The organism is Streptomyces sp. NPDC030820 (assembly GCF_055572075.1).
In genome coordinates, this window is sequence record NZ_JBVIEB010000007.1 from 56,092 (window position 1) to 71,805 (window position 15,714).

The window sequence follows — 15,714 nt, forward strand, 5'->3', positions numbered from 1 at the left end:
ATGCCTCGGGACCCGCGCCCTAGGGGGTTGCAGTGCCCTTGGTCGGCAGGCGCCGCCATTTCTCCTCGACCGTCACCCCCCGCAGGCGCCAGCCCTCCGGGGTGCGCAGGAGCGCGAAGTCGTACCGGCCGCCGCACACCAGGTCCGGAGCCGTAGGGCTGCCGTTGGTCGCGAAGCGCATCGGGTTGAGGTAGTCGGCCCGTACCGAGGCGGTGTCGCCCGTGTCGTGTTCCAGGAGGCCGAACCGGATCTGGCGGTTGACGATCAGGTGCTGGCGCATGGCGAACAGTGCCAGGCTCTCGGCGAGCCATCCGGCGACCTGCCCCGCGTCGCCCTCTATGCCGCCGGCCGAACGGTAGTCGGCCCGCCCGTCCGCCGTGAACAGCATTCGGTACGCGGTCCAGTCGCCGTCGTCCACCGCCACCGCGTACGCGGTGATCAGCTCGTCCACGGCCAGCCGGTCCATCACGGTCGCGAGCTCAGCGCGCTGCGTCATCGGCACAGTGTTGGGCATGGCGGGCGCGGAGCCAAGAGGCGCGCCGGGACAATCGGTGGTGCGGGCAGGGAACCGCCGGCCGCTTCTGATCTGTCCGCGTCAGCGAGGGATGCCCGCATCGTCGAGGTATCGGTGCATGGCTTCCGGGGGCGGACTCGATGGGATCGACCGGCAGCGCGGGGTGACCGGCCGGGGACACGATCGCCTGGCGCGCGCTGCCGGACCAGGTGGTCGACGCCGTCATCACGCACACCCACCACAGGCTGCGGGCAGCGTTCGCCGAAAACGTCGCGGCGACGGCGGAACGCCGGCGGGCAGGGAGGGGCGCCGATGTGCGCCGGGTGCGGTCACCGCGAGACGCTTGCCGCACTCGCGCGAAACCCCGCGGCGCCGGCCGAGGTACTGACCAGGCCGCTGTGCGAGGAAGGCATCGCGGCACGTGCGTCGCGGGCCCGCAGACTGTGTGCGCGTCGCGTGTACGGGGTCAACGCCGGCGATCAGGCTCTGCCGCGCAGCCGGGGGAGGCGAGCACCCCGCCCGCCGGCATGAACCGGAGCGGGCGGCGGCGCTGTTGCCCCAGGAGCGGCCGTGTCCGGTGGCGGGCGAGGCGCTCGCGCATCTGCGGGCGCAGACCGGCGCCAGCCGGACCGCCGGCCGGGTCAGGCCGCCTTGACGACCTCACAGCGGATCGCCTCGGCCCATTCGACCACCAACAGCTCGTACTCCGCGCGCTCCTGGGCCGACAGGGTGCCGCCCGCACGCAGCCACAGCGCCCTGATCTGCTCGTTCACCTCGGCGGCAGACCGCACGGAACCAGAGGGCGGGAAATCGGGGGACATGCGGACAGCCTAGGGGCAAGCACTGACACTGCGCTACCACCCGGCTACACAGAAGGTATGCGGTTGGTCACCGTCACCGAGGGCGGCCTAGCGGGCCGGAGCCACCGCGCCGAATCAGGAGGTGAACGGCTCACCTGCTCCCCGGTGTTGACCGGTCCCGGCGCCGCCGCCTACGTTGCAGCACAGGGGAAAGCGCTTGCTGCTTTGCCTGCCGCACTGTCGGCCCGCGCGCCCGCCCGTACCGGAGGAGTGCTGAACCCGCCCATGCCACCCTCTCCCCTCCTGCCCAGGCCCGACCGCCCTCGTCCGACGACTCCGTTCACCGGCCGACGCATCCGGGCCGCCGTCATCGGCACCGGCGCCATCGGGCGCGGCTCCCATCTGCCCGCCCTGGCACAGCTCGCCGAGGAGGGCGAGACGGAGGTCGTCGCCGCCGTCGACATCGACCAGGGCGCCGTGGCGGCCTTCTGCGTCGAGACCGGCATCCCGCACGCCTACACCGACCTCGACCGGATGCTGGCCGAACAGTGGCCCGACCTGGTCAGCATCTGCACTCCGCCCACCCTGCACCGTGCGCAGACCGTGGCAGCGCTGCGCGCCGGGGCCTGGGTGTGGTGCGAGAAGCCGCCGGTGCCCTCGCTCGCCGACTTCGACGCGATCGAGGCGGAGGAGGGCGCGGACGGCGGGCCGTACGCGGCGATCGTCTTCCAGCACCGGTTCGGTTCCGGATCCCGGCATGTGCGTCGGCTGCTCGCCGAAGGCGCCCTCGGACGGCCCCTGGTGGCGCACTGTCAGACCACCTGGTACCGGGACACCGCCTACTACGCCGTGCCCTGGCGGGGCCGCTGGCACACCGAGGGCGGCGGCCCGGCCATGGGCCACGGCATCCACCAGATGGACCTGCTGCTGGACCTGCTCGGGCCGTGGAGCGAGGTGCGGGCCATGGCCGGGCGGCTGGTGCACGACGTCGAGACGGAGGACGTCTCCACCGCACTGGTCCGGTTCGCGAGCGGCGCCCTCGCGACCGTCGTCAACAGCGTGCTGAGCCCCGCCGAGGTCAGCCGCGTCCGCATCGACTGCGAGCGCGCGACCGTCGAACTGACCCACCTCTACGGGCACGCCAACGACAACTGGCGCATCACCCCGGCCCCGGACGTCCCCGGCGAACAGGCGGAGCGGTGGCGGGACTTCGGCCCGGACGTGCCCAGCTCGCACCTGGCGCAACTGCGCGAACTGGTCGCGAGCATGCGGGCGGGCGAGCGGCCGCGCAGCAGCGGCGCGGACGGGCGCACCAGCCTGGAGCTGATCACGGCCCTGTACAAGTCGGCCTTCACCGACACGACCGTCCGCGCCGGCGAGATCGGCCCCGGCGACCCCTACTACACCGCCCTGCACGGCGGCGCCCCCGGCTGGGCGCCCGCGACCGCCGAGGAGGTCCCGGCATGACCGGCGGACTGCGAGTGGTTCACGCCTACGGCGACCGGATCACCGTCTGCGAACCGGCCACCGGCGTCGAGCTGTTCGCCTACGTCTATCGCGCCGAAGCCGCCTGGGAGGCCCCCCGGCCCTACCTCCACCCGGTCCGCACCCTCGCCGGCGCGGTCGTCACCGACTACCGCCCGAACGACCACCGCTGGCACAAGGGCCTGACCCTGACCGCCTCGCACCTGTCCGGGGCGAACCTGTGGGGCGGCAACACGTATGTGCACGGGCAGGGGTATCTCGAACTGCCCGAGCGGGTCGGCTCGATGCGCCACGCCGGCTTCGACGAGGTCTCCGCGGCCGACGGCGGGGCGACGATCGCCGAGCGGCTGACCTGGCATCCGTACGACGGTGAGCTGTGGGCCGAGGAGGAGCGGCGGATCGAGGTCCACGACGTCGAGCCGGACTCCGGCTCCTGGGCGCTGACATGGACCAGTGCGATCACCAACCGGCGCGCCGAGCCGCTCGTCTTCGGCAGCCCGACCACCGCCGGGCGTGAACTGGCGGGCTACACCGGCCTGTTCTGGCGGGGCCCGCGCGCCTTCCGGGAGGGGCGGATCACCGGCCCGCGGGGGGAGGGGCCCGCGCTGATGGGCACCCGGGCGCCCTGGCTCGCGTACTCCGGCGAACACGACGGCACCGACGGCCACGCCACTCTCGTCTTCGCGCACGCCCCGGAGAACGACCACTCCGGCGGGGGTGGAACCCACCCCGCCCACTGGTTCGTGCGCAACGATCCCTTCGCCGCCGTCGCCCCCTCCTGGTCCTTCTTCGCGGAACTGGAACTCGCCCCCGGCGACACGCTCCGCCGCCGCTACCGGGTCGTCGTGGCGGACGGTGCCTGGCAGCGGGCGGACGTCGTCAAGTACCTGGAGGCGCATCCGTGGTGAGTGCCGGGGAGCACACGTTCACGGGTCTGCCGGGCGGGGTCGCCGTCTCGGGTCTGTGCGTGTACGACTGGCCCGCCGCCGACGGAGTGTGCGGCGGCACTCCCCATGTCCATCTGGCCTGTTCGGAGGCGTACGTCGTCACCGGTGGCCGGGGTGCGGTCCAGACACTGACCGCGTCCGGTTATGAGGTCATCCCGCTCGCGCCCGGCACGGTCGCCTGGTTCACGCCGGGCACCATCCACCGGCTGGTCAACGAGGGCGATCTGCGAATCACCGTGCTCATGCAGAACAGCGGGCTGCCGGAGGCAGGGGACGCGGTGCTCACGCTCCCGCCGGAGTACCTGGCCGACCCGGAGACGTACGCCACCGCGACCACGATCCCGGCCGCCGCCCCGGAGACCGAGCGGGAGCGGGTCGCTCGCGCTCGGCGTGACCTGGCCCTGGAAGGCTACCGGTCGCTGCGTGAGGCCTCGGGGCCGGAGACGCTGGCCGCCTTCCACCGTGCCGCCGTTGCGCTCGTACGGCCCCGGGTCGCCGAGTGGCGAGAGCGGTGGCTGCAGGGTGCGCTGGCGGCGGCCGAGGCCACGGGCCGGTATCTGGACCGGCTGGCGGAGGGGGACTCGGCGCACCTCGCCGGGGCGGTCGTACAGGCCGAGCAGCCCTTGGAGGAGGGGCGGTTCGGGATGTGCGGGCGGCTTGATGTGTATGGTGCGCCGCCGCAGGTGCCGCGGTAGGCCGTCGCGCGGCTGCAGCTGCCTCGTGGCTGGTCGCGCCGTTCCTCGCGCCCCTTTGGGGCGCTTTACGCCACTGCGGGACCGGTGCGCGTCCATCCGGGTGCCTGCGGATGGGCCGTGAGGTCCTCGTGGCGGACCTCCTCGCCGCAGGCCCGGCAGGTGACGACCGGGACCAGTTCGTTGCCGCAGCTGTGCTCGACGGCCATGGGCAGGTCGGCGCCCTTGCGGATGTGGCGGTCGCCCCACTCCTTGAGCGTCATCAGGACCGGCTCCAGCTCCAGGCCCGCCTGCGTGGCCCGGTACTCGAAGCGCTGCGGGCGCTCGCTGTAGACGCGTTTGGTGAGGATCCCGGCGTCCACGAGCCGGCGCAGCCGGGCGGCCAGGATGTCGCGCGGGGCGCCGATGTTGCGCACGAGCTGGTCGAAGCGGCCGTTGCCCAGGCACACCTCGCGCAGGACGAGCAGGGAGTACTTCTCGCCGACCAGTGCGAGGGCGTCGGCGATGGAGCAGGGACGCGGGTCTTTCGTGGCGGCCATGAGGGCCAGTCTAGAGGAGGGTTTGTTTTTCCAACCCTACAGGCTATGGTGAGTTTGGATTTCCTACTCACTGGTAGCTGCCGTAGCCCGCCGTCCGGCTCGCTGCGGACAGCCAGGCGGCCAAGGAGGCCCCGCCATGCGCGACGCAGTGATCGTCGAAGCCGTACGCACCCCCATCGGCAAGGGCAAGCCGAACGGCTCCCTCGCCCACGTCCACCCCGTGCAACTGCTCGCCCACACCCTGCGCACCCTGGTCGAGCGCTCCGGCGTCGACCCCGCGCTGATCGACGACGTCATCGGGGGCACCGTCGACCAGGTCGGCGAGCAGGCCATGAACACCACCCGGTATGCCGTCCTCTCCGCCGGCTTCCCGGAGACGGTCCCGGCGACCACGGTGGACCGCCAGTGCGGCTCCTCCCAGCAGGCCGTGCACTTCGCCGCACAGGGCGTCGTGTCCGGGGCGTACGACCTCGTGATCGCCTGCGGTGTGGAGTCGATGAGCCGGGTGCCGATGTGGTCCAACGTGCCCGCCGGCAAGGACCCCTTCGGTCCCGGCGTCGCCGAGCGCTACCCCGAGGGCCTGGTCCCCCAGGGCATCAGCGCGGAACTGATCGCCGCCAAGTGGTCCCTCACCCGCGCGCGGATGGACGAGTTCGCCGTCTCCTCGCACCGCAAGGCCGCCGCCGCGTGGCAGGCCGGCCTCTTCGACGCCGAGATCGCGCCGCTGGACGGCGTCGCCCGCGACGAGTGCGTCCGCCCCGACAGCACTCCCGAGATCCTCGCCGGCCTGAGGCCCGCCTACCACGACCCCGGCTTCGCCGAGCGCTTCCCGCAGATCGAGTGGAACGTGACCGCGGGCAACGCCAGCCCCATCAACGACGGTGCCTCCGCCGTGCTGATCACCTCCGGCGACACCGCGGCCCGCCTCGGTCTGCGCCCGCTGGCCCGCCTGCACAGCTTCGCCGTCACCGGCTCCGATCCGCTGCTGATGCTGACGGGCGTCATACCGGCCACGGAGAAGGTGCTCCGCAGGGCGGGCCTGAACCTGGCCGACATCGACCTCTTCGAGGTCAACGAGGCGTTCTCCAGCGTGGTGCTGGCCTGGCAGCAGGAGACCGGCGCCGATCTTGCGAAGGTCAACGTGCACGGCGGCGCGATCGCACTGGGGCACCCACTCGGTGCCAGTGGCACCCGGCTGACCACCACCCTGGTCCACGCCATGCGGGAACGCGGCGCCCGCTACGCCCTGCAGACCATGTGCGAGGCGGGCGGACTGGCCAACGCGATGATCCTCGAAGGAGTCTGACCGAAGTGACCCTTACCGGCCGCGCAGGTGGTGACGCTTGCGCCAGGCCACCACCGCGCCCAGCAGCGCCGGTACGGCGATACCGGCCATCGCGATCAGGAAGGCGGGCGACGTCGGCGCGGAGGCGCGGGCGCCGGCGACCGCGTAGGCGGCGGTGTTCGGGATCGAGCCGACGGCTGTGGCCAGCAGAAACGGCCACCAGCCCATGCGGGAGACGGCCGCGCAGTAGTTCGCCGCCCAGAACGGCACACCCGGGAAGAGGCGGGCCGCCAGCATGGACCGGAACCCGTGCCGGCTCAGCTGACCGTCGACCGCCTTCAGCCAGCGGCCCCGCAGCAGCGGGCGCAGCGCGTCCTGCCCGAGAACCCGGCCGAGACCGAACGCCACGCCCGCCCCGAGCACCGTGCCCGCCAGCGCCGTCGTCAGCCCCAGCTGCGAGCCGAACAGCGCGCCCGCCGCCAGGTTGAGCAAGGGACGCGGCACGAACGCCACGGTGCACAGCCCGTACGCCACGCCGAACACCGCGGCCGCCGCGGCCCCGCCCAGCTGCGGCGGCCAGCCGTGCGTCAGCAGCCGCTGCGGCTCGAAGACCAGCACGCATGCGGCGGCACCGGCGAGCAGAGCGAGCAACAGCGACAGGCGGGCGTAAGGGTGTGCCAGCGCCCGCGCACACCGCCCGGCGAAACCGGCGCGGGGCAGGGGTGACACGGGGACGACGAACTCCGTGGCGGCGGCCCGGGGAGAGGCCGTGGCGGTGCCAGAGCGGTTGGCATCGAGCATCCGGTGACATTAACCGACGAACGCGTGTGATCGCCGTCAAGAGTGTCGCACCGCAGCGGGCCCGGGCACCCGTGGCGCCCGGACCCGTGGACCGGTGTCTCACGCGGCGAGCGCGTGACCTGGGTGCAGTACCACCTTGGTGTAGCCCTCGACCCGCTTGTCGAACTTCTCGTACGCCTGCGGCGCCTGGTCCAGCGGCAGCTCGTGGGAGACCGCGAAACTGGGCTTGGCGCGCCCGGCGATGATCAGGTCGCGCAGCTGGCGGTTGTACCGCTTGACGTTGCACTGACCGGTGCCCATCTGCTGGCCCTTCTCGAACATCTTGCCGATGGAGATCAGCAGCTGGCCGTGCTTGGCGTGCTCGTCGGGACCACCCGGGTCCGAGGGCACGTACAGACCCGGCACGCCCAGCATGCCCGTCGGACGTACCGTCATGACCAGCTCGTTGAGGACGATGGCGGGTTCCTCGTGGCTGGCGTCGTGCGCCTGGGCCTGGTAGCCGACGGCGTCGACACCCTTGTCGGTGCCCTCGCCTCCGGTCTGCTCCTTGATCTGCTCCGCCGGGTCGCCCTTGGTGAAGTCGATCGGGATGGCCCCGATCTCCTCCGCCTTGGCGAGCCGCTCGGGCACCCGGTCGACGGAGAACACCTTCGACGCACCGCGCAGCAGTGCCGAGTAGGCGGCCATCAGCCCCACCGGTCCGGCGCCGTAGACGGCGACGCTCTCGCCAGGGGACACCTGGGCGAGTTCGCAACCGTGGTAGCCCGTCGGGAAGATGTCGGCGAGCAGCACGAAATCGGTCTCGAACTCGTCGCCCGGGGGCAGTTTCAAGCAGTTGAAGTCGGCGTACGGCACCCGCAGCAGCTCGGCCTGGCCGCCCTTGTACGGGCCCATCGCCACGTAGCCGTAGGCCCCGCCCGCGAATCCGGGATTGACCGTCAGGCAGAAGCCGGTCTTGCCGGCGAGACAGTTCTTGCAGAATCCGCAGGCGACGTTGAACGGCATCACGACACGGTCACCCTGGTTCAGGGAGGTCACGCCGCTGCCGACCTCCTCGATGATGCCTAGGTTCTCGTGCCCGAAGACGATGCCCGACTCGGCCGCCGTGCGGCCCTCGTACATGTGCAGGTCCGAGCCGCATATGGCGCTCGACGTGACGCGCACCAGCACATCGTTGGGATGCTGGATCCGGGGATCCTGGACGTCCTTCACCACCACGCTGAAGGGTTCTTCGTAGACGACGGCCTTCACCTCTGTCACCTCCGCCGTTCCACCGCCACTATTTCCATCGAACGCCGGTGCGCAAGGCGGTGCAACCCGCGTCGGGAGGCGCCGCTGAGCTGTGGTTCGCGCGGCATGTGCGAACGTACATTCGACAGTAGGGTTCGTTCATGACCGTCCCAGGCGCGGCCCTGCCGCCTCTGCCGCGCAGCGCCCTCGCCGACACCGTGCTGGAGCGGGTGACGGCCGTGTTCCCGGCCGCTGCCGACCCCGGGCGGGCCGGCCCGATGCGGGCGTACATGAAGGACGTGGCGCCCTTCCTCGGCATCCCCACCCCGGACCGCCGCGCCCTGTCCCGCACCGTCCTCGCGGGCACCCCGCGCCCCGACGAGGCCGACTGCACCGCGATCGCGCTGCGCTGCTGGGCACTGCCCGAGCGCGAGTACCACTACTTCGCGGTGGACTATCTGCGCCGGCACGCCGGACGGTGCTCCTCCGGCTTCCTGCCGGTGACCCGGCACCTCGTCACCACCGTCCCGTGGTGGGACACCGTCGATGCGCTCGCCGCGCACGTGGTCGGGCGCCTGGTCGCCGCCGACCCCGGGCTCTCCGCCCACATGGACGCCTGGATCACCGACGGCGACCTGTGGCCGGTTCGCACGGCCCTGCTCCACCAGCTGGCCCGCAAGGAAAGCACCGACGCCGACCGGCTGTTCACCTACTGCCTGCTCCAGTCCGGGCATCCCGACTTCTTCATCCGCAAGGCGATCGGCTGGGCCCTGCGCGAGTACGCCAGGACCGACCCCGAGGCCGTACGGGCCTTTCTGGCGCGGGAGCGGGGCCGGTTCGCGCCGCTGACCGTCCGGGAGGCGCTGAAGAACATCGGCGGCTGAACTCCCCGCGACGGAAAACCACTCGACGCCGGACGCGCCGTCGACGAGGATCGACGCATGTTCCGGTACGCCTTCCTCCTCGCAGCATCCGCCGCCGCGGATGCGCCGAAGGCTGCCGTCCCGATCCTCGTGGCCGCTGTCGACGGCGCCCGAAGCTGACCCTCTCCGGAATGTCCGGCGGACCCCGCAGGGGGAGGGTCGGCCAGTCCTCGGGGTCCCGCATTTCCTTCTCACGGCTGAGAGGCTTCGAGGTACAGCCATGTCCAAAACGGCCTACGTGCGCACCAAGCCGCACCTGAACATCGGCACCATGGGGCACGTCGACCATGGCAAGACCACCCTGACCGCCGCCATCACCAAGGTCCTCGCCGAGCGCGGCACCGGCACCTTCGTGCCGTTCGACCGCATCGACCGGGCCCCGGAGGAGGCCGCGCGCGGCATCACCATCAACATCGCGCACGTCGAGTACGAGACCGACACCCGGCACTACGCCCACGTGGACATGCCGGGGCACGCCGACTACGTCAAGAACATGGTCACCGGCGCCGCGCAGCTCGACGGGGCGATCCTCGTCGTGTCCGCGCTCGACGGGATCATGCCGCAGACCGCCGAACACGTGCTGCTCGCCCGGCAGGTGGGCGTCGACCACATCGTCGTCGCGCTCAACAAGGCCGACGGAACGGACGACGAGGAGCTGATCGACCTCGTCGAGCTGGAGGTCCGCGACCTGCTCACGGCCCAGGGCTACCCGGGCGACGCCGTACCGGTCGTACGGGTCTCCGGGCTGCGGGCGCTGGAGGGCGACCCGCGCTGGACGGCATCCATCGAGGCACTGCTCGACGCGGTGGACACCTACGTGCCCATGCCGGAGCGGTACCTGGACGCGCCGTTCCTGCTGCCGGTGGAGAACGTGCTCACGATCACCGGCCGGGGCACGGTCGTCACCGGCGCCGTGGAGCGGGGGAGGCTCCGCCTGGGGGACCGGGTGTCGGTGCTCGGCGCCGATGTGGAAACCGTCGTCACCGGGCTGGAGACCTTCGGCAAGCCCATGGACGAGGCGCAGGCCGGGGACAACGTGGCGGTACTGCTGCGGGGCGTTCCACGCGACGCCGTGCGGCGCGGGCACGTCGTGGCGGCTCCGGGGAGTGTCGTGCCCGCGCGGCGGTTCTCGGCTCGGGTGTATCTGCTGTCGGGGCGCGAGGGGGGTCGTACGACGCCCGTGGCGACCGGGTACCGGCCGCAGTTCTATATCCGTACGGCGGATGTGGTGGGGGACGTCGACCTTGGTCCGGTGGCTGTCGCCCGGCCCGGGGAGACCGTGGAGATGGTCGTTGAGCTGGGGCGGGAGGTGCCGTTGGAGCCGGGGCTCGGGTTCGCCGTTCGTGAGGGTGGACGGACCGTGGGGGCGGGGACGGTGTCCACCGTGGAGTGAGACCCACAATGGATGAGTGAACGAATCGATACCCGTCACCCGCACCACGGACCACGGGACCGCCAAACTCATGCCCGACGTCGACCGTGCGCGGGCCTGGCTGCTCACCGTCGACGGGGCGCCGCAGTCGTACGTCGATCTGGACGATCCGGCGCATCTGGAGTTCGAGTACGCGCGCCGGCTCGGGTATGTCCTGGACACCGTCGCCGAGGCCGGGCGGCCCCTGGATGTGCTGCATCTCGGGGGAGGGGCGCTGACACTGCCCCGGTATGTGGCGGCCACCCGGCCCGGCTCGCGGCAGGATGTCGTCGAGGCCGACCGGGGGCTGCTGGAGCTGGTCGCCGAGTATCTGCCGCTGCCGGAGGGCTCGGGTGTCGCGGTGCACGCCGCCGACGCCCGGGCCTGGCTGGAGGCGGCCCCGGACGACCACGCCGATGTGCTGATCGCCGACGTCTTCGGCGGGTCCCGGGTGCCGGCGCATCTGACCACGCTCGCCTACGCGCGGGAGGCCGAGCGGGTGCTGCGGCCGGGCGGGGTCTATCTGGCCAACCTCGCGGACGCCGCGCCGTTCGGGTTCCTGCGGTCCCAACTGGCCACGTTGGCCGCCCTTTTCGAGGAGCTGGTGCTGATCGCCGAGCCGGCGGTGCTGCGCGGGCGGCGATTCGGCAACGCGGTGCTCGTCGCCGCGCACCGGCCCCTCGACACCGTTGCGCTGGCCCGCCGTACTGCGGCGGACGCCTTTCCGGCGCGGGTCGAACACGGGGCGTCGGTACGGGAGTTCACCGGCTCCGCACGGCCGGTCGAGGACGCCGACGCCGTACCGTCACCGGAGCCCCCCGGCGGGGCGTTCAGCATCGGCTGACGCGGGGCGGCCACCGGAATTCACTCCGGTGCACGTCGGCCTCCGTCCCGCCGGGGTGCGGCGGGACGGAACACCTCGTGGGCTTACTCGTGCGTCGGGTCTCCGTGCAGCCGGACCGTGCGCAGAATCTTCAGGACGGTCGCCTTGGGCACCTCGCCGTTGACTCCCGTGGCTCCGTAGAAGTTGAACGACACATAGTCGTGCACCGAGTTCTGGAAGCCGAAGGTGAGCGCCTTGCCGTCGCTGATGCACTTGCCCTTCTTCGGCGTGTGCGTCGACTGGGCCCACGCATAGCTGCCCTTGATGCCCGAATCCGTGGTGAAGGAGGTGGCCTTCTTGTCCCAGGAGATGCTCTTCTTGTCGGGCTGGGTGTAGCCGCCGTAGACCCACCAGGCCGGTGTGTTGATCGCGATCTCGTCCGTGTTCTTGGCGCCGCTGGCACCCTTGACGCCCACGGTCCCCAGCGAGGTGTCCTCGGTACGTCCGTCCTTGTCGTCGTCGGAGGTGCACCACTTCGGCTGGTACTCGGCGACGCCCGACATGATGATGCCCTTGTCCTGCTCGCTCTTCGGGAAGTCGAAGCCGATGCTCATGCCGGGGGACTGCACCTCCCAGCCGGCGGGTACGTCGAAGGCCACGCCCCACTTGGGGTTCACCACGACCTTCCAGCCGGCGACGGTCGGCTTCTCCGTCCCGGTGCCGCGCGGGTCCTCCGTCGCCGACGAACCGGACGTGGGCTGGGACGCGGGCGACTGGCTCGTATGCTGCCCGCCCTTGCCGCTGTCCGCCTGGTCGTTCTTGTCGTCCTTCCCGCCGAGGACGAGATAGCCGGTCACTCCCGCGGCCACCACGACCGCCGTGGCCGCGGCGATCGCGATCAGCCTGGTGCGCCCGCCACCCCCCTGTGGTGGCTGCGGGACGGGCACGGCGGGCGGCTGCGGCTGCCCCCACTGCGGCTGCTGACCGTACGGCCCGGCCTGCGGATACTGCTGGTATCCGGGCTGCTGGTACGGGTTCGGCTGCTGGTAACCCGGCTGTTGATACGGGTTGTGCTGCGGATTGTTCTGCGGGTTGGGCGCGCCCCCTGGCGGCTGCTGATCTGGCCACATGGCCAGTAACCCTAGTGCCGCCACGGACACGATTCGGTCACCGGCCCTCGTCAGGGTCGTAGCGAAGAGGGGTGGACGCTCATTCCGTGCTGGTCAGTTTCGACTACTCGTGAGTAACATGGCGCCATGAGCGCAGACCAGATGTCGATCGGCGAGATGCTCGCCGCCACCGTGCCCATGGCCCGGACGCTGAACCTGGAGTTCCAGGAGACCTCTCCGGACAAGGCGGTCGTGTCCCTGCCGGACCAGGGCGCGTATCACAACCATGTGGGCGGGCCGCACGCCGGTGCGATGTTCACCCTCGGGGAGTCGGCCAGCGGTGCCATCGTGCTGGCCGCCTTCGGGGACCAGCTCTCCCGCGCGGTGCCGCTCGCGGTCCGTGCCGACATCGCCTACAAGAAGCTCGCGATGGGCGCCGTCACCGCGACCGCCACGCTGGGCCGTCCGGCCGCCGAGGTCGTCGCCGAGCTGGACGCCGGGCAGCGCCCCGAGTTCCCCGTGACGATCGAGATCCGCCGCGCGGACGGCGCCGTGACGGGCGAGATGACCGTCCTGTGGACGCTGCGGCCCAACGGCTGAGCACTCATGGGGCATTCGAGAGGGGCCCGGTAGAACGGCCCCTCTTCTTGCGTGCGTCGGTCCACGCCGCCCGGCGCCCGTCCCGGCTGCGGCTCGTGCCCTCCTCCGGTCCCACCACGAACTCCCGTCGTGGCGCAGACCGTCGAAGAGGGCGCGGGCAGGAAGCGGGTGCCGAGTCCGGCGATCAGGCGGCCCAGGTAACTCTCATGCATTCCACTGAATGTGAAGCCGAGTCAATCGGACTTCTTGTTTCCTGTGAGTCGCGTGTGCGAAGGTGAGCCTTCCCGCGGGAGGGCAAAGGCAGGCGTCGAACGCCCATGCCGGCCCTTTAGGTATGTACCAGAACCAGGTACGCCCCCACATCGGCACTGCTTTCCGACAGGACGGCATTTCGTGTGCGGTCCTGCGGCTGGAAGGAAATGGTTCCGTGCAGTCCCCTTACCCCCCACGCCCGCCGTATCCGCCGCTGCCCGGTTCGCCCGGGGAGTCCGACCGCAGTCTCGCCGCCCGGCTCGGCGGCCCGCATCCCGTCCGCCATCACGCCGTCGCCCTGCTGCTGGCCCGCCACTGGCGGGCTGCCCGCGACTACGCCGCCGTCTGCCTGGCCTCCGCCGGTCCCACGCCCCAACTCGTGGCCACCGCAGCCTTCCACGAGGTCCTCGGCCGGATGGCGGGCGGAGCGGCCGGCGGCGCCCTGCGCCCGCAGCTGCTGGTCGCCGTACGTGACACCGTCCGCGCCTGGGCGGCGGACGACGTGGCCTGCGCGACTCTGCCGGAATTGCGCAAACCCGCCGGAGGGCGCGGACTGCGTGCGACAAAGCCCGGAACGCCGGAAAGGCGACAACTCGCCGAACGCGCGTTCCGGGCACTTCCCGGCGCCTCTCAATGCCTCCTGTGGCACACAGAGGTTGAAGCGGAAACCATAAACATACCCGCTGGTCTGCTGGGCATCGACCCGGCCACCGCGACGGCCGCCCTGGAACAGGCGCGCGGGCAATTCCGGGCGGCTTGCGTACGCGCCCACCGAGAACTCGCGCCCTCCAAGGAATGCCGCTTCTACAACCGGCTCCTGGACGTCCCCATGCGCCGTGGCGGCACCCTGCTGCCCGATGTACGACAGCACCTGACCGTCTGCGCGTACTGCCGGCACGCCGCCGAGACCTTCGGGCTGTTCGACGACGGCCTGGGCCTCCTGCTCGCCGAGACCGTGCTCGGCTGGGGCGCCCGCCGCTATCTCGACTCGCGCCCCGGACGCGCCACCGCCGAGGAGTCGCCGTGTGCGCCGCAGGCCGCCCCGGCGGGCACGGGTTCCGGCGGCAGACACCGCACCGGGCCGGGCAGCCGCCACCGCAAGGCAGTGGTCATCGGCGTCGGACTGACCTCACTCGCGCTGCTGGCCACCGTCCTCGTGGCCAAGAGCTGGTCGGATGGCAACGGTGTCCCCACGCCCGGCGCCACCTGGGGTGCCCCGGCCGGCCACACCAACCACCCGGGCGGCACCGGCGCCCGGGCCGCAACCGCCCCGTCCGCCGCCTCGGTCGGCAAACCCGTCGAGGTGGCCCGCGGCGGCCTGCGCGGCCTCGCCTCCGGGCGCTGCCTCGACGTGCTCGCGGACAGCGTGCGGGAGGGCGCGGGCGTCGGGCTCGCGCCGTGTTCCTCCGCCGCCTCGCAGCAGTGGTCGTACCAGGACGACGGGTTGCTGCGCAGCGCCGCCGACCCGTCCCCGTGCCTGGCCGCCGACCCCGGGACGAAGCGCGTCGCGCTGGCCGCCTGCGTCGTGCACGCGGGAGACGTGGTGTACGACATCACCGTGCGCGGCGAGATCCTGCCGCGCCGGCACGAGGGCCTCGCGCTCGCACCGGGCACCGGTGAAGCGTCCGTACGCGTCGCGCCGGCACCGCGCGACGGTTCGCCGCAGCAGCTCTGGGTGCTGGAGCCGGGGGCGCAAGCGGCAGGAGCAGGGCGGTCGCACGCGGCGCAGGGCGGGGCGGAGACGCCAGGAAGTCGGCAGCCGGGGTTCTCCGAGGGCGATGGGTGCTCGCCGGGCCATGGGTCCTCGAAGCGCCATGAACCTTCGAAGGGTGATGGACTTTCAAAGGGCGAACGCCCGCCGCACGGGAACACCTCGCGCGGGGAGCCGGAGGGCGCGGGCGGCGGACCGGGGGCGTCGGGGGTTCCGGGCGAGTCGGACGAGGCGAACGAGACCCGGATCGCCCAGGTCCGCGCCGGCCACGACCAGCGGCGCACCGGGTCCGGGTCGCCCGCCCGGGTCGTGCGCGCAGTGCACCGGGCCCTCCCGCCGGTCGCCGAACGGGTCGCCGCCGTACCGGCGACCGTGGGCGGACTGCTGCGCTGACGCGCGGCGCGGGACGTCCCCCGGACCCCCTGACCGCGATCGAGCCACGGCGCCGAAGTCATGCGGAATTTACAGACGTCCAGCGGATGTCCCGCCGCGTTGCGGCCGGGTGGGTGCGCGGTGCAGCGGGCGGGCACTTTGCCGGGGTTGTGGTGGTGTGGCGCGGGGGCCCGGGTGGTCCCCCGCCCGCACCGGTGAG

General features: G+C 72.0%; 15 protein-coding genes. 9 read left to right on the forward strand and 6 right to left on the reverse strand.

Translation table 11 applies throughout. The annotated features are described in order from the left end of the window. Positions 1–19 precede the first annotated feature (19 nt). Together ACZ418_RS20325 and ACZ418_RS20330 are read right to left on the reverse strand one after the other, a co-directional pair. Complete coding sequence (locus ACZ418_RS20325) at positions 20–496, reverse strand: nuclear transport factor 2 family protein (protein WP_468364564.1); 477 nt, start codon at positions 494–496, stop codon at positions 20–22. A gap of 659 nt (positions 497–1,155) precedes the next feature. Further along, positions 1,156–1,335: a hypothetical protein gene (locus ACZ418_RS20330; protein WP_468364566.1), complete on the reverse strand. Its 180-nt coding sequence runs from the start codon at positions 1,333–1,335 to the stop codon at positions 1,156–1,158. Between the two features lie 264 nt (positions 1,336–1,599). Between ACZ418_RS20330 and ACZ418_RS20335 the strand changes: the two genes are divergently transcribed. The 3 genes from ACZ418_RS20335 to ACZ418_RS20345 are packed head-to-tail and all read left to right on the forward strand — an operon-like array spanning position 1,600 to position 4,441. Continuing rightward, a complete protein-coding gene (locus ACZ418_RS20335) occupies positions 1,600–2,781 on the forward strand; it encodes a Gfo/Idh/MocA family protein (protein WP_468364568.1) in 1,182 nt (393 codons plus the stop codon). Beyond that, positions 2,778–3,707 (forward strand): DUF6807 domain-containing protein, encoded by a 930-nt coding sequence (locus ACZ418_RS20340; protein ID WP_468364571.1) that lies wholly within the window; start codon positions 2,778–2,780, stop codon positions 3,705–3,707. Before ACZ418_RS20335 ends, ACZ418_RS20340 begins: the two co-directional genes overlap by 4 nt. Continuing rightward, entirely contained in the window at positions 3,701–4,441 is a 741-nt protein-coding gene (locus ACZ418_RS20345; protein WP_468364574.1) for a cupin domain-containing protein, read from the forward strand. The genes ACZ418_RS20340 and ACZ418_RS20345 overlap by 7 nt, the downstream gene beginning before the upstream one ends. 65 nt (positions 4,442–4,506) lie before the next feature. Here the strand turns inward: ACZ418_RS20345 and ACZ418_RS20350 are convergent, their stop codons facing one another. Next, on the reverse strand, positions 4,507–4,977 hold the full coding sequence (locus tag ACZ418_RS20350) for a winged helix-turn-helix transcriptional regulator (RefSeq protein WP_468364577.1): 471 nt from the start codon (positions 4,975–4,977) through the stop codon (positions 4,507–4,509). Between the two features lie 136 nt (positions 4,978–5,113). On the opposite strand from ACZ418_RS20350, the gene ACZ418_RS20355 reads away from it, so the two are divergent. After that, positions 5,114–6,283: a thiolase family protein gene (locus ACZ418_RS20355; RefSeq protein WP_468364579.1), complete on the forward strand. Its 1,170-nt coding sequence runs from the start codon at positions 5,114–5,116 to the stop codon at positions 6,281–6,283. Between the two features lie 12 nt (positions 6,284–6,295). On the opposite strand, the gene ACZ418_RS20360 is transcribed toward ACZ418_RS20355, so the two are convergent. Together ACZ418_RS20360 and ACZ418_RS20365 are read right to left on the reverse strand one after the other, a co-directional pair. Further along, a complete protein-coding gene (locus tag ACZ418_RS20360; protein WP_468364582.1) occupies positions 6,296–7,063 on the reverse strand; it encodes a TVP38/TMEM64 family protein in 768 nt (255 codons plus the stop codon). Positions 7,064–7,162: 99 nt separating this feature from the next. Beyond that, positions 7,163–8,314 (reverse strand): glutathione-independent formaldehyde dehydrogenase, encoded by a 1,152-nt coding sequence (locus tag ACZ418_RS20365; RefSeq protein WP_468365473.1) that lies wholly within the window; start codon positions 8,312–8,314, stop codon positions 7,163–7,165. Positions 8,315–8,454: 140 nt separating this feature from the next. Between ACZ418_RS20365 and ACZ418_RS20370 the strand changes: the two genes are divergently transcribed. The 3 genes from ACZ418_RS20370 to ACZ418_RS20380 all read left to right on the forward strand — a co-directional run bounded on the left by ACZ418_RS20370 (position 8,455) and on the right by ACZ418_RS20380 (position 11,471). Further along, positions 8,455–9,177 carry a DNA alkylation repair protein gene (locus ACZ418_RS20370; RefSeq protein WP_468364585.1) on the forward strand — a complete coding sequence of 241 codons (723 nt, stop codon included), beginning with the start codon at positions 8,455–8,457 and terminating at the stop codon, positions 9,175–9,177. 259 nt (positions 9,178–9,436) lie between these two features. Then, complete coding sequence (tuf, locus tag ACZ418_RS20375; protein WP_468364588.1) at positions 9,437–10,609, forward strand: elongation factor Tu; 1,173 nt, start codon at positions 9,437–9,439, stop codon at positions 10,607–10,609. 16 nt (positions 10,610–10,625) lie between these two features. Beyond that, positions 10,626–11,471 (forward strand): spermidine synthase, encoded by an 846-nt coding sequence (locus ACZ418_RS20380; protein WP_468364590.1) that lies wholly within the window; start codon positions 10,626–10,628, stop codon positions 11,469–11,471. Positions 11,472–11,554: 83 nt separating this feature from the next. Here the strand turns inward: ACZ418_RS20380 and ACZ418_RS20385 are convergent, their stop codons facing one another. Next, positions 11,555–12,580, reverse strand: a complete 1,026-nt coding sequence (locus tag ACZ418_RS20385) for a DUF8017 domain-containing protein (RefSeq protein ID WP_468364593.1) — start codon at positions 12,578–12,580, stop codon at positions 11,555–11,557. 126 nt (positions 12,581–12,706) lie between these two features. Here ACZ418_RS20385 and ACZ418_RS20390 point away from each other — a divergent pair, with 126 nt between their 5' ends. Both ACZ418_RS20390 and ACZ418_RS20395 read left to right on the forward strand, forming a co-directional pair. Next, positions 12,707–13,159: a DUF4442 domain-containing protein gene (locus tag ACZ418_RS20390; protein WP_468364595.1), complete on the forward strand. Its 453-nt coding sequence runs from the start codon at positions 12,707–12,709 to the stop codon at positions 13,157–13,159. Between the two features lie 427 nt (positions 13,160–13,586). Then, positions 13,587–15,515, forward strand: a complete 1,929-nt coding sequence (locus ACZ418_RS20395) for an RICIN domain-containing protein (protein ID WP_468364597.1) — start codon at positions 13,587–13,589, stop codon at positions 15,513–15,515. Positions 15,516–15,714 lie beyond the last annotated feature (199 nt).

What these genes read in the sequence shown, in the direction of transcription:
- ACZ418_RS20325 (WP_468364564.1), bottom strand. Translation starts at nt 496, where the DNA reads ATGACGCAGCGCGCTGAGCTCGCGACCGTGATGGACCGGCTGGCCGTG.
- ACZ418_RS20330 (WP_468364566.1), bottom strand. Translation starts at nt 1,335, where the DNA reads ATGTCCCCCGATTTCCCGCCCTCTGGTTCCGTGCGGTCTGCCGCCGAG.
- ACZ418_RS20335 (WP_468364568.1), top strand. Translation starts at nt 1,600, where the DNA reads ATGCCACCCTCTCCCCTCCTGCCCAGGCCCGACCGCCCTCGTCCGACG.
- ACZ418_RS20340 (WP_468364571.1), top strand. Translation starts at nt 2,778, where the DNA reads ATGACCGGCGGACTGCGAGTGGTTCACGCCTACGGCGACCGGATCACC.
- ACZ418_RS20350 (WP_468364577.1), bottom strand. Translation starts at nt 4,977, where the DNA reads ATGGCCGCCACGAAAGACCCGCGTCCCTGCTCCATCGCCGACGCCCTC.
- ACZ418_RS20355 (WP_468364579.1), top strand. Translation starts at nt 5,114, where the DNA reads ATGCGCGACGCAGTGATCGTCGAAGCCGTACGCACCCCCATCGGCAAG.
- ACZ418_RS20360 (WP_468364582.1), bottom strand. Translation starts at nt 7,063, where the DNA reads ATGCTCGATGCCAACCGCTCTGGCACCGCCACGGCCTCTCCCCGGGCC.
- ACZ418_RS20370 (WP_468364585.1), top strand. Translation starts at nt 8,455, where the DNA reads ATGACCGTCCCAGGCGCGGCCCTGCCGCCTCTGCCGCGCAGCGCCCTC.
- tuf (WP_468364588.1), top strand. Translation starts at nt 9,437, where the DNA reads ATGTCCAAAACGGCCTACGTGCGCACCAAGCCGCACCTGAACATCGGC.
- ACZ418_RS20385 (WP_468364593.1), bottom strand. Translation starts at nt 12,580, where the DNA reads ATGTGGCCAGATCAGCAGCCGCCAGGGGGCGCGCCCAACCCGCAGAAC.
- ACZ418_RS20390 (WP_468364595.1), top strand. Translation starts at nt 12,707, where the DNA reads ATGAGCGCAGACCAGATGTCGATCGGCGAGATGCTCGCCGCCACCGTG.